At 62.4% G+C, this 13,118-nt stretch carries 11 protein-coding genes and 1 pseudogene; 11 read left to right on the top strand and 1 reads right to left on the bottom strand.

Annotation, left to right across the window (positions count from 1 at the left end; genetic code table 11):
- The 10 genes and pseudogenes from EB231_RS25295 (at position 1) to EB231_RS25250 (ending at position 11,151) form a co-directional block, all read left to right on the top strand.
- Positions 1–489: pseudogene (locus EB231_RS25295) on the top strand (phosphotransferase).
- A gap of 598 nt (positions 490–1,087) precedes the next feature.
- On the top strand, positions 1,088–2,257 hold the full coding sequence (locus EB231_RS25290; RefSeq protein WP_172351210.1) for a porin: 1,170 nt from the start codon (positions 1,088–1,090) through the stop codon (positions 2,255–2,257).
- A 133-nt stretch (positions 2,258–2,390) separates the two neighbouring features.
- Positions 2,391–3,152: a DNA repair protein RecO gene (gene recO / locus EB231_RS25285; protein ID WP_172351209.1), complete on the top strand. Its 762-nt coding sequence runs from the start codon at positions 2,391–2,393 to the stop codon at positions 3,150–3,152.
- Positions 3,149–3,667 (top strand): PaaI family thioesterase, encoded by a 519-nt coding sequence (locus EB231_RS25280; RefSeq protein ID WP_172351208.1) that lies wholly within the window; start codon positions 3,149–3,151, stop codon positions 3,665–3,667. The genes recO and EB231_RS25280 overlap by 4 nt, the downstream gene beginning before the upstream one ends.
- An 83-nt stretch (positions 3,668–3,750) precedes the next feature.
- The gene (locus EB231_RS25275; protein ID WP_172351207.1) at positions 3,751–6,513 is read left to right on the top strand and encodes a DUF2339 domain-containing protein; all 2,763 of its coding nucleotides are present in this window, start codon (positions 3,751–3,753) and stop codon (positions 6,511–6,513) included.
- 161 nt (positions 6,514–6,674) lie between these two features.
- Complete coding sequence (locus EB231_RS25270) at positions 6,675–7,193, top strand: RNA polymerase sigma factor (RefSeq protein ID WP_056563409.1); 519 nt, start codon at positions 6,675–6,677, stop codon at positions 7,191–7,193.
- Positions 7,190–7,981 carry an anti-sigma factor family protein gene (locus tag EB231_RS25265; protein ID WP_172351206.1) on the top strand — a complete coding sequence of 264 codons (792 nt, stop codon included), beginning with the start codon at positions 7,190–7,192 and terminating at the stop codon, positions 7,979–7,981. The genes EB231_RS25270 and EB231_RS25265 overlap by 4 nt, the downstream gene beginning before the upstream one ends.
- 208 nt (positions 7,982–8,189) lie before the next feature.
- Positions 8,190–9,296, top strand: a complete 1,107-nt coding sequence (locus tag EB231_RS25260; RefSeq protein WP_172351205.1) for a peptidase C39 family protein — start codon at positions 8,190–8,192, stop codon at positions 9,294–9,296.
- Positions 9,293–10,759, top strand: coding sequence for a RimK family protein (locus EB231_RS25255; protein ID WP_172351204.1), 1,467 nt, complete (start codon positions 9,293–9,295; stop codon positions 10,757–10,759). Before EB231_RS25260 ends, EB231_RS25255 begins: the two co-directional genes overlap by 4 nt.
- Positions 10,760–10,878: 119 nt before the next feature.
- Positions 10,879–11,151: a DUF3303 domain-containing protein gene (locus EB231_RS25250; protein ID WP_172351203.1), complete on the top strand. Its 273-nt coding sequence runs from the start codon at positions 10,879–10,881 to the stop codon at positions 11,149–11,151.
- Positions 11,152–11,166: 15 nt separating this feature from the next.
- Here EB231_RS25250 and EB231_RS25245 read toward each other — a convergent pair whose 3' ends face one another.
- Entirely contained in the window at positions 11,167–12,084 is a 918-nt protein-coding gene (locus EB231_RS25245) for a LysR substrate-binding domain-containing protein (RefSeq protein ID WP_172351202.1), read from the bottom strand.
- A gap of 112 nt (positions 12,085–12,196) precedes the next feature.
- Here EB231_RS25245 and EB231_RS25240 point away from each other — a divergent pair, with 112 nt between their 5' ends.
- Positions 12,197–13,087, top strand: coding sequence for a fatty acid desaturase family protein (locus EB231_RS25240; RefSeq protein WP_172351201.1), 891 nt, complete (start codon positions 12,197–12,199; stop codon positions 13,085–13,087).
- The last annotated feature ends 31 nt before the right edge of the window (positions 13,088–13,118 follow it).

Below are 13,118 nucleotides of genomic sequence, written 5' to 3'. Positions count from 1 at the left end.
ATGGATAGCAGGCCCATCATCGACACGGCTCTCGTCCGCCGGTTGGTCGCCACGCAATTCCCCCAGTGGAAGGACCTTGCGGTCAGGCCGGTTGAGCTTGGCGGATGGGGCAACAGGACCTTTCAACTTGGCGACGAGATGACCGTGCGGCTGCCCTTGCCGCCACCTGGCACGGGGCACCGGTCTGGTTCCATGGCGATGTCAGCTGGGGCGACCTGCTTGTCGAAAAGGATCGTTTGAGCGCGGTGATCGGGTGTCGGCGATCCGTCCTGCGACCTGGCGATCGCCTGGACCTTGTTTGAGGGCGAGAGCAGGGAGGTTTTCCGCACCGGTCTTGCCGTTGATGAGGTGATCTGGGCACGCGGGCGTGGCTGGGCGCTATGGAAGGCGCTGATCACGGTCGCTGGCCATACGAACAACCAGGCAGAAGTCGAAAAATCCGGACACGTGATCGGCGAAGTGCTGGCCGACTACAGGAATTCGGCTTGATCTGATTCCGCCATCGCTCTTGTTTCTTGCCGCCTGCATCTGTCGCATTGGGTTTGAAAAGTGGTCCCGCAGAGGCTCACGGTGAGGGGTGGCTGTCACAATCGATAGCGCCGGAGCGTGCGCCGGCCTGTCTCGACGGTCTTCGCGAAATTTGGCCGACCTTGCAGGCGGCGTTGGAGTTCCCCTGCGTCATCGCGAGGTGGAGGACACCAGCCTGTCATCTTCTGAGCGCAACGCAATGGTCATTTCTGAGGACAAGTAGCCAAAAAATGCCATTTTGAGGCCATTAATTGGAAACATCTCGTATTGAATGCATAGTTAGCCGCGAAACTATACAAATATATATTGAATATATGACGTTGTGCCATTTGTGCCAATCGTTATATATACCAGTGTTATTTGTGCAACACAGCATTAATCTGTTCAAGGAATCGCCTTTATTTCCAAAACCGTCATTGAAGGCGGAGGATTGATGGGTATGTTCGCCGCGAAAAGGGGACGCGGTGCGCGCCTTTTTCGTTGTTGGGGTGAGGCGGGAAAACATATCCGCCAGCCACAAATCCGAAGCCATTTAAACTATGACTGGAGAGGTCAGAAAATGAACATCAAGAGCCTCCTTCTCGGCTCAGCCGCGGCCCTGATCGCGGTTTCCGGCGCTCGCGCCGCGGACGCGGTTGTCGTCGCCGAACCGGAGCCGGCCGAATACGTCAAGATCTGCGACGTCTACGGCGCCGGCTACTTCTACATCCCGGGCACCGAGACCTGCCTGCGCATCGGCGGTTATCTCCGCTATGACATCGGCGTCGGCGATTCCGGCACGCTGGATGGTGTCAACAACGTTCCGGACCACATGAACGGCGATAGACACGACACCTACTACAAGAACATGCGTTTCGCGCTTCGGACCTATACCGGCCAGGAAACCGAGCTCGGCACGTTGAAGACCTTCACCGAGACCCGCTTTCAATTCGGCAACAAGTCCGGCGACTATACCAATCAAAACGCTAGCAGCGCCGATGACTGGCAGGCTGTCAGCAAGGCGGTAACGCTGAACTTCGCCTGGATCCAGCTCGGCGGCCTGCGCGTCGGTAAGGATGAAACAGCATACGATGCATTCATCGGTTACGCCGGCAACGTCATCCAGGACACGATCATCCCGTATGGCATCAAGGACACCAACGTCGTCCAGTACTACTTCGACGCTGGCAGCGGCTTCACGGGCGTGGTCTCGCTCGAAGAAGGCACTGGCGTGAACACGATCGACAGCTATGTCCCGCATGTCGTCGGCGGCTTGAAGTACAAGGGCGATTGGGGTGCGATCACCGGCGTCGTCGCTTATGACAGCAACTATGAAGAAGTGTCCGGCAAGGTTCGCCTGGATATCAACGTCACCAAGGAACTGTCGCTCTTCGTCATGGGCGGCTACGGCACAGACGACAATTCCAAGGACGACGCCGCCAACTTCATCAAAATCCATGGCCGCACTCAGTACAAGCCCTGGGGCGGCAACTGGGCCGTCTGGGGCGGCGGCACCTACAAGTTCAACGACAAGACCTCGTTCAACGTCCAGGCTTCGGCTGACGACGACAAGAACATCGCTCTTGCGGCGAACGTCGCCTACACCATCGTTCCGGGCTTCACGATCACGACCGAAGTCGACTGGGATCACTACGGCAATTACGGCAACCCCTCCGTCTACGGCAACTGGTCCAAGGCCGACAAGAAGGACGGCATCGGCGGCATCGTCCGCTTCCAGCGCAACTTCTAATCGATCGACTGACCTTACCAGACCGCCCGCAGCGCATCGCTGCGGGCGTTTTTTTGCGCGCATTCCGATGCCAGTCTGCTGGGCACAAAGCCCTATCTTGATTTCGCCACTCAACGGGTGAAAAGCTCTGGGCATGGAATGGCGCGACGAGGGAATCATTCTCGGCACCCGCAAGCATGGCGAAACCAGCGCCATTCTCGAGGTGATGACGCGTGCGCATGGCCGTTATCTCGGCCTCGTTCGCGGCGGCCGTTCGCGAAAGCAGCAACCTGTTCTCCAACCCGGCAATCGCGTCGATCTCTTATGGCGCGCGCGCCTTGACGAACATCTCGGTACGTTCCAGGTCGAGGCGATCGAAATGAACGCCGCCCGGCTGATGGACAGCGCCGTCGCTGTCTACGGACTGCAGACCATGGCCACGCATCTGCGCCTGTTGCCCGAGCGTGACGCCCATGGCGGCCTTTACGAAGCGCTCGCCGTCATGATCGCCCATCTCGACGATGCCGATGCCGCCGGAGAATTGGTAGCGCGTTTCGAGCTTCTGATCCTTGATGAACTCGGCTTCGGCCTCGATCTCAGCCAATGCGCCGCCACCGGCACGCGGCAGGACCTTGCCTATGTCTCGCCGAAGTCGGGCCGCGCGGTGTCGCGCGACGCCGGCGCGCCCTGGCGCGACAAGATGCTGGTGCTGCCGGCGTTTCTGCAGCGCGGCTCCGGCCTGCGCGCGGATCCGGCGGCGGTCGAGGATGCCTTCCGGCTGACCGGGTTTTTCTTCACGCGCCACGTCTACGAGCCGCGTGCCATCGAACAGCCCGATGCCCGCGCGGGCTTTCTCGCCGCCTTGCGCAAGCACCATGCGACGCGCAAGATCGTTGCAGGAGACAACGCAGCATGACCGAAGTCGAACTGTATCCGGGCCGGGTCTCGCCGCTCGGCCTCGGCACTATTCCGCACGCCGACATCCTGAAATATACAGGCCTGGAACTGCTGCAGCAAATCATCGACGGCGGATATCCGGCGCCGCCAATTTCCTTTCAGTTGAATTTCACCCTTACCGAAGTGTCGGAGGGGCGGGCGGTTTTTCGCGGTATGCCGGGCGAGCGCCATCTCAACCCGCTGGGCAGCGTGCATGGCGGCTGGGCGGCGACGCTGCTCGATTCGGCATTGGGCTGCGCCGTGCAGACGTTGCTTGAAAAAGGCGAGGCCTATTCGACGGCGGAATTCAAGGTGAATCTCACGCGGCCGATCACGCCCAGGACCGGCGAGGTGGTCTGCGAAGGCAAGGTGGTCCACAAGGGCCGCACGCTTGCCGTGTCGGAAGCGACGCTGAAGGATGCCGGCGGCAAGCTGCTGGCTTTCGGCACGGAGACATGTTCGATATTTCCAGCCGCCAATCTGGCGGCACGTTGAGTTTTCCAGCCGTTTAGCCGCCGTATTTGAATGTCAGTGAGATGAAACGTCAGTGAAAACTGGCCTGGTTTGGGGGAACCGCCATGTTTGAGAGCCTGATCGGCCTTGTCGCCATCATCGCCTTGTTCGTCATCATTTCGCGCCAGCAGAACCGCATCGGTCTGATCGAGCGCGAGCTTGGCGCGCTGCGCAGCCTTGTCCTTTCAGGCGTCGTGCCGCCGGTGGCCAAGCCGTCCGAGCAGGCCGCGACCGATGGCAAGGCGGACGCCGTGCCGGTGGCTGCAGCAGTGGCCGATGTCGCCTCGTCAGCGGTAAGCGAGCCGGCGATAGCGGAGTCGCCGACTGCGGAGACACCGACCACGGAGACCGAATCTCCGCCAGGCGAGATCGTGTCCGGCCCCTGGTCAGCGGGCGAGGTTCCGAAGGCAGCCGTCGAGCCGGCCGCAGCGGCAAGGGCACCCGGCAAGCCGGATATCGAGACGGCGCTCGGCACCCGCTGGGCCGTCTGGGTCGGCGGCATCGCCCTGGCACTGGGTGGCCTGTTCCTGATCCGCTACACGATCGAGGCCGGCATTTTCGGCCCTGGTGTGCGGCTCACCATGGCAGCGGTGCTCGGTTTGGTGCTGGTCGCCGGCGGCGAGTTCATTCGCCGTACCGGCTTCAAGGTGCCGGTGCAAGGTGTTGCGGGCGCCTATATTCCGGCGATCCTGACGGCGGCCGGTGCCTTCATCCTGTTCGGCACCGTCTATGCCGCCCACGGCATTTACGGCTTCATCGGCCCGGCGCTCGCCTTTACGCTGCTCGGTGCCATCGGCGTTGCCACCATCGCGGCGGCTCTCGTCCATGGCCAGGCTCTGGCCGGCATCGGCCTTGTCGGCGCCATGGTGACGCCGGTGCTGATCGCCTCGCAGGCGCCCAATCCCTGGGCGCTGTTCGGCTATCTCGCCATAGTGCTCGCCGCCACCGGCGTCATCGCTCGCATGCGCGACTGGAAAGCGCTGATGGCGGCCGCCTTTTTCGGCACCGGCATCTGGACCATCCTCTACATGACCGATGCCTCGGGCGTGAACCTGTCCGCAATCCTGTTCATCGACGCCGTCACGCTGGCCATCCTCGCTTTTGTCTGGCTCGGCGGCCATCGCGACGGAACCGCAAGGGCCTTTGACTGGCCGTCCATCGTGCCTGGCCTTTTCGTTGCCTTCTCGGCACTGGGCCTGTCGGTCGACCCGGCTTTCGCCGCCGCAGGCTATGCCTTGCCGGGCGCCGCGATCCTCGCGGCGATGGTGGTCGTTGCGCTCTATCGTCCACTGGCGCTGCCGCTGCTTTACACCGCAGGGCTGGCGACGGTACTGATCTATCTCGGCATCATCCCGCCAACCTCGATCGTGTCCGACCTTTCGACAGGCGCTCTCGGGGTCGATGGCTTGCCCTTGGCCATGTCCAATGGTCTGACCTTGCGCATTGGCATTGCACTGGGCCTTGTCTTCATCGGCGCGGGCTTGTGGGCCGCCCGCAAGTTCGCGGCATCGTCCTGGTTGCGGTCGGCCTCCTGGTCGGCATCGGGTGTCATCGTGCCGCTGGTCATCCTGCTGGCGCTTTGGTTCACCTTCGGCAACCTCGACCGTGACTATCTCTATGCCGCCGTTGCAGCCCTGCTGGTCATGGTCTTCGCCGCCGGTGGCGAGTGGATCGCTCGCGCCGAGGAGCCGCCACTCAAGGGCGGCATGGCGGTGTCGTTCGCCTTGGGCGGCGCGGCGATCGCCGGCCTCTTGACGCTGCACATGGCTTTCGATTCCGGCTGGACCACCATTCTGCTCGGTGCCGCGGCCATCGTGCCTGCGCTGGCAACGCGCTGGCGTTCTTATCCCGTGCTCGGCTGGATTTCGGTTGGCGCCGTGATCGCGGTGCTTGGCCGTGTCGCCTTCGATCCGACGATCGTCGGATCCGAATTCCTGTCGACGACACCGGTGTTCAACTGGCTGCTGCCGGGATATGGCGTACCGGCGCTCGCCTTTGGCTTCGCCGCTTGGCAACTCGCCCGCACCACCAATGGCCGGCCGCGCCTCGCCATGGAGGCGGCGGCGGCGCTGTTTGCGCTGCTGACCGTCGCCATGCTGGTGCGTCACGCCATGCATGGTGGCGTCATCGACACGGGCGCGATGACGCTCGCCGAACAGGCGATCTACACGCTGATCGCCATCGGCGCCGGCGCCATCCTGGTCGCCATCGACATGCGCTCGCCAAGTTCGGTGCTGCGCTATGGTTCGATGGCTGCCGGCGTGATTTCGGTCGCCCTCATCGTCATCCGGCATTTCGTGGTACTGAACCCATTATTCACTGACGAATCGACGGGCCGGATCCCGGTGTTCAACCTGTTGTTCCTGGCCTATCTCCTGCCGGCGGTCGCTGCCGGCGGGCTGGCGCTCTACATCAGGGACAAGCGGCCGAAATGGTATGCGCAGATGCTGGCGCTGGTGGCGGCAGCACTTGCCCTCACTTACGCTACGCTCTCGGTAAGGCGCCTGTTCAAGGGCGAGTTCATCGGCCTGTGGAGCGGGCTCGGCCAGCTGGAAACCTACTCCTATTCGGCGCTCTGGCTGGTGATCGGCGTGGCATTGCTGACAGCCGGCGTCTGGCTGAAGTCGCAGGTGCTTCGTATTGCCTCCGCCGTGCTGATCGCGGCTGCGGTGCTGAAGGTCTTCCTCTTCGACATGTCGGAGTTGGAGGGCGTGCTCAGGGCGCTGTCCTTCATCGGCCTTGGCGCCGTGTTGATCGGCATCGGCCTGTTCTACCAGCGGCTGCTGACTCAGGCTGCGAAGGAGACGACACCGGTCGCGGAGCAATGACGTTAGGGGGCTCAATCAGCCGGGAATAAACCGGCACTCGCCAGCGTTGTCTCATTGCTTGGGTGACCAGGGCGGCGGACCGCTTCGCGCTGGCCGCTTGCGCCACGCCGGGAAGGCGCGTTCAATCGGGATTAACAAGGGCGACCTCAGAACCAGCGGTCATGGACGAAAAGAAGGCAGCAATCCTTGGCGAAATACCGCGCCTGCGCCGCTACGCACGCTCGCTTTTGCGCGACCGCGATTCTGCCGACGATCTCGTTCAGGACTGCCTCGAGCGCGCACTCATGCGGCTCGACAATTGGCAGACGGGAGAAAGCCCCAGGAGGTGGCTGTTTACGATCATGCATCATTTGTTCATCGACCAGATGCGCAAGGTGAACCGTCGCGGCGAAGCGGCGATGCTGCCACTGGAAGCGGGCGAGGCGGTTGCCCAGCCGGCCGAACAGTTGGAGGGCATCGCCTCGCGCGAGATCATCGACGCGCTGCAGGCGATCAGCCCCGATCGCCGCGCGGCCCTTGTCATGGTTGCCATCGAAGGCTTTTCCTATGCCGAGGCCGCCAATATTCTGGGCGTGCCCGCCGGCACGCTGATGTCGCGCATTGCACGCGGGCGTGAGGAATTGCGCGGGTTGCTGGATGACACGGCACGCCGCCGCGCGATAAGGATCGTCGAGAAATGATCCGCCGCGATTTTTCCGAACGTGATATCCATATGGCGCTCGATGGCGAGTTGCCGGCTGACGAACGCACCGCTTACGATGCCTGGCTCGATGCCAATCCCGAGATGAAGGCCAGAAGCGCCCGCTTCACAGCCGACCGGGAGGCATTGCGCTCCGCCTTTGCCGGTGTGCTGGACGAGCCTGTTCCCGCGCGCTTGCGCAAGATGGTGCTCGGCGAAGCGCCTGTTAGGACTGCGGTGCCCCGCTCGCGCTGGTGGCTGGCCGCGGCGGCGGCCGTGCTTCTGGCCACGGGCGGATTTGGCGGCTATTTTGCCGGCATTGACGGCATCGGACAGGAGGATCCTGCCGAGGATCGGCTCGCCGAACAGGCGATCGCCGCCCATGTCATTTATGCTGCCGAGAAGCGGCATGCGGTGGAGGTGCTGGCCAGCGACAAGGATCATTTGCAGACCTGGCTGTCCAACCGGGTCGGACTGAAGCTGGTGGCGCCGGACTTGAGCGCGAATGGCTTTCAACTGATCGGCGGCCGGTTGCTGCCGGCCGGCGAAGCCAAGGCCGCGATGCTGCTCTATGAGGACGACAAGGGCGAGCGCATATCCCTCTTCGTCACCGCTGAATCGACGGAGAATGCCAAGGGCACCTACGCTTCGGCGCAGGATGGCCCGCAGGCCGTCTACTGGCTGGACAAGGGCTATGGCTGCGCCGTCGTCGGCTCGCTGCCGCGCGAGCAATTGGCGGTCGTGGCCAAGAGTGCCTACGGCCAGCTTCTGGCAGGCTTGGCAAGCTGAGTTGACCGCAATCATCCGCCGCCGGTGACCTGTCGAAACAGCGATCCTGTTCAAAGCCCGCGGGCTTCCTTGCCGCCACGGAACCTGTCACAATTCGGCCCTAATCAAGGAGCGATAGCGCTTGATGAATATCGGCGCTTCGGCCGGTGTTTGCGACGCTTTTGACCGGGGCCGTTCCCGCAACGCAATCGAGGTTTTCTCAAGTCGCATGCCTGCCGAGATCCGCACGGCCCGCGCCTCTGACGTCGATGATCTCGCCGCCATCGAGAAAGCCGTTTTTTCGAGCGATCGCATTTCCCGCCGCTCTTTTCGCCTGTTCATCGAGCGCGAGACCGCCGAGACGTTGGTCGCCGAAGTCGATGGCCGCCTCGCCGGCTATGCGATCGTGCTGTTTCGCAAGGGCAGTGGGGTGGCACGGCTGTACTCCATAGCCGTCGGACCGTTTTTCGGCGCGCTCGGCATCGGGCGCCGGCTGCTGTCGGCGGCGGAGGAGGCAGCCTTCGAGCACGACCGTATGATGCTGCGTCTCGAAGTGCGCGAGGACAACGACCGGGCCATCCGCATCTATGAGCAGGCCGGCTACCGCAAGATTGGCCGCGAGCCCGGCTACTACGAGGACGGCGCGACGGCGCTTCGTTATGAAAAGACATTGCGCGGCGACCTTCCTGTCGCCACCAGGGTGCCATTCTATCAGCAGACCTGCGAGTTCACCTGCGGCCCATGCTGCCTGATGATGGCGATGGCCAATTTCGACCGCGACTTCGTGCCCGATCCGGTGATGGAAATCCGCCTTTGGCGTGAGGCGACCACCGTCTTCATGATGTCCGGACCGGGCGGCTGCGAGCCGTTCGGCCTGGCTGTGTCGGGGTACGAGAGCGGGCTCGCGGCGGAGATATTTGTTTCCTTCTACGGTGCGCTGTTCCTGCAGTCGGTGCGCAGCGAGGAGAAGCGCCGGGTGATGGAACTGGCCCAGGTCGACTTTCGCCGCCGCGCGGAACTTTACGGCATCCCGGTGAATTACCGTTCGTTCGCCATCGATGATATCCGCACCGCGATCGCCGCGGGAAAACTGGTGCTGGTGCTGATCAGCGGCTTCCTGATGTTCGGCAAGAAGGTGCCGCACTGGGTGCTGGCCATCGGCGATGACGGCGATCATATTCTGATCCACGATCCCTGGGTCGAGGACGAAAGGCAGGAAACCATCCTTGATGCCGCCAACATTCCAGTGCCCTACGGCATCTTCATGAACATGGCGCAGTTCGGCCGCGACGGACTGCGTGCCGCCATCACTCTGGGGAAGCGCGACACACAATGACCTGGGTCATTCTTACCGGCCGGCAGAGCGATCTCGACCAGGTGGCGACACCGCACAAGATCATCACCAACCGCGATTACCTCGCGCATCCCTCGCTGTTTCGGGGCCAGCGGCCGAAGGTCATAAACCTGTCGAACAATTACGGCTACCAGAGCCGCGGCTACTATGCCTCGCTGCTGGCGAGCTCGCGCGGCCACAAGGTTATCCCGACCGTCGAGACGATGATCGACCTGTCGGAGCGCAAACTCTACGAACATGCGCTGCCCGAACTGGAACTGGCGCTCAACAAATGCCGCAAGGATCTCGGCGGCTCCTTTCCCCCCAAGGTCTGCATCTTCTTCGGCATCGGCCCGTCAAAGGTCTGGGACCGCTTCGCCAAGCTCCTGTTCGACTGGTTCCGGGCGCCGGCGCTCGAGGTGCACATCAAGGACAGCGCCGAATGGGCCTCGATCCGCAAGATCGGCTTTCATCCGCTGGCGCGCATGACCGAGGACGAGGAAAAGAGCTTCATCCAGTGCCTGGAGACCTACACCAACCGCGAATGGCGCGACACCAAGGGGCGCACGCCGGCGCGCTACACCTTCGCCACGTTGGTCGATCCGCATGAGGAATTGCCGCCATCGGAAATTTCGTCGCTGCGCTACTGGGCCAAGATCGCCGAAAAGATGGGTGTCGAGATCGAACCCATCACCAGGAAGGATCTCGCCAAGCTGGCGAACTACGATGCGCTGTTCATCCGCGAGACCACGTCGATCTCCAACCACACCTATCGCTTCGCCCGCCGCGCCCAGCAGGAAGGCATGCCCGTCATCGACGATCCGCTGTCGATGATCCGTTGCACCAACAAGGTCTATCTCAACGAGCTGATGTCCTACAACAAGGTTCCGGTGCCGCCGACGGTGATGATCGCCGGCACCTCGGATCTTGAACTCGCGGCGCAGACGCTGGGCTTCCCGCTGGTGCTGAAGATCCCGGATTCATCCTTCTCGCGTGGCGTCAAGAAATGCGCCAACTTCGAGGAACTGAAGACGCTCGCCACGGAATGGCTGGAGGATTCCGATCTCCTCATCGCGCAGAAATTCATTCCCACCGAATATGACTGGCGCGTCGGCGTGCTCGGCGGCCAGCCGCTGTTTGCCGTGCACTATCTGATGGCCAAGAAGCACTGGCAGATCGTCAACCACAAGGCCAGTGGCAAGCCCGACCAGGGCGGCATCAAGACCTTCACGCTGAAGGAGACGCCCACCCATGTCGTCGAGACGGCGGTGAAGGCGGCACGCTGCATCGGTGACGGCCTCTACGGCGTCGACCTCAAGGAGACCAAGGACGGCGTCTTCGTCATCGAGGTCAACGATAATCCCAATCTCGACCATGGCTGGGAGGATTCCGGCGAAAAGGACGAGGTCTGGATCCGGCTGACGCAGTGGTTTCTGGAACGGCTCGACCGGCCGGGGCGGCAATAGTTCGACCCGAGCAGCTCGCCGTTTCACGGAAACGGCGAGCTGCTCTATCTCTTTGTTTTGAAGCAATTCCGGACGGAAAACCGCTTCACACTTTTCCTGAAATGCTCCAGGGGCGAAACATGCAGTTCATCGTGATCGAGGATTTCACCGGCTGCGATCGCAAGGACATTTACCGCCGCTTTCGCGACCGGGGCCGTCTGAAGCCGGAGGAACTTGTCGTGCACCACAGCTGGATCGCGGCGGATATGAGCCGCTGCTTCCTGCTCGTCGAGGCCGATGACGTCACGCTTCTGCAGCGCTGGGTCATCGAATGGGCTGATCTGGTCGAATTCGAGATCGTTCCCGTGGCCACCAGCAAGGACATGGTGGTGGCCTTGAGCGGACACCTGTGACCATCGCGTATCGGTTCAACGCAACGCCGGTGAGCCCACCATGCGCTGGCATTCCTTGATCAGCCAGTCACGGAACGCCGCCACGACATCGCGTCTGGCGCTGCGCTCCGGAATCGTCAGGCAATAGGGCTGGCGTAGCGCAATTGCCCCGGCTGCCGGCCTTATCAGCCTGCCGTCCTCCACTGCTTCGGCACAATAGACCCCTTGTGCCAGCGCCACGCCCAGCCCCGAAATGGCGAGGTCGAGCGCCGCACGCGACGAGTTGGCCGACAGGCCGCGCTGCGCTGCCCGGCCAGGTTGGACACCGGCCGCCTCGAACCAGTTGCGCCAGGACGGAAACGATGCGCCGGTCGGACCCCAGTCGGTGTGGATCAGCGGCAGCCCTGCGAGCGGACCGTCGCCTGCGTTGATTGCGCTGGAAAGCGATGGTGCGCAGACCGGATAGACAGCGTCCCGGGTGATATCCTCGGTCGGGTGCTCGCGATAGTGCGGACCGTAAGAGAGCCTGATGTCGATCAACTCGCGGTCGAACGGTACGGGGTCGTCGTCACCGCGCAGCGATATATCGGCGGCGCCATGGCTTGCGACAAAACCGGACAGACGCTGCGAAAGCCAGCCCATGGCCATGGACGGCGGCACCGAGACCACCAGGCGCGGGCGAAATGCGTCGCCGCCCAGTTCGCGCGAGACACTGCCGATTTCCTGGAAGGCCATGGTCAGCCGTGGCAGCATCTCCACGCCGGCCTCGGTGAGGGCCACTTTGCGGTTGACCCGATGAAACAGCCTGCGGCCCATCTGTTCCTCGACGGTGCGGATAAGCTGGCTGACGGCGGCGGCCGAAACCGAAAGCTCCTCCGCCGCCGCGGCAAAGCTGCCCGTGCGTGCCGCGGCCTCGAAAGCCTGAAGCCCTTTAAGCGACGGAGATGTGACCATGATCGCCATATAGATAAGATAAGCTTATCCAAATCGCAGGAATCGTGGCTTTTGGAAAGCTTTTTCAGCGGCTAGGGTAAGCGTCGTCAAATCGCCAGCCTGGATCCAGCCGATGGACCATCGCGACATAATCGCGTCACTAACCCCGGAAGAACGCAGCCGTCTGACCGCCAAGTCCGACGCCGCGGGTCTCGTTCAACTCGGCGCCCACTGGGGTGCGATTGTGATCATTGGATCGCTGATTGCCGCGAAGGTGCCATTCTGGCCGCTGCTGATGCTGCCGCAAGGCATCCTGATCGTGTTCCTGTTCACGCTGCTGCACGAGACGGTTCATCGCACCGCCTTCGAGACGCAGTGGCTGAACGATGCAGTGGCGCGGGTGTGCAGCGTGGCGCTTGCATTGCCGGCCGACTGGTTCCGCTATTTCCATTTCGCCCATCACCGCTTCACCCAGGATCCCGAGAGCGACCCGGAACTGGCCTTTCCCAAGCCGGAAACGCTGCGGCAGTATCTCGTGTATGTCTCCGGCATTCCGCTGTGGTGGGGCCATATCAAGACGCTCTACGCCAATGCGGCCGGCGGCAGCCAGGAAAGCTATGTGCCGCCGAAAGGTCGACCCAAGGTTAGCGCCGAGGCGCGCGCCATGATTGTCTTCTACGCCGTGCTCATTCTGCTCGCAGTCCATTTCCAGCTCTCTGCGCTCCTTTATGTCTGGATCATTCCGGCTCTGCTCGGTCAGCCGTTTCTGCGCCTCTATCTCCTGGCCGAGCACGGCCGCTGTCCGTTCGTCGCCAACATGCTGGAGAACACCAGAACCACGCTGACCAATTGGGTGGTGCGCAAGCTTGCCTGGAACATGCCGTTCCACGCCGAGCATCATGCCTATCCTGGTGTGCCGTTTCACCAATTGCCGCAGTTTCACGCACTGATCGAGCAGCATCTCAAGGTGATCGAGCCGGGCTATGTCAGCTTCCATGAAAAATACATAGAGACATTGCGCTGATGCCGGGCAGCCGGCAATCGGTCGCGTCCGG

This window comes from Mesorhizobium sp. NZP2298 (genome assembly GCF_013170825.1).
In the GTDB taxonomy this organism is placed as follows: Bacteria; Pseudomonadota; Alphaproteobacteria; order Rhizobiales; family Rhizobiaceae; genus Mesorhizobium.
The sequence above is the reverse complement of the archived record's forward strand: the minus strand, read 5'-3'. Positions and strand labels throughout refer to the sequence as shown.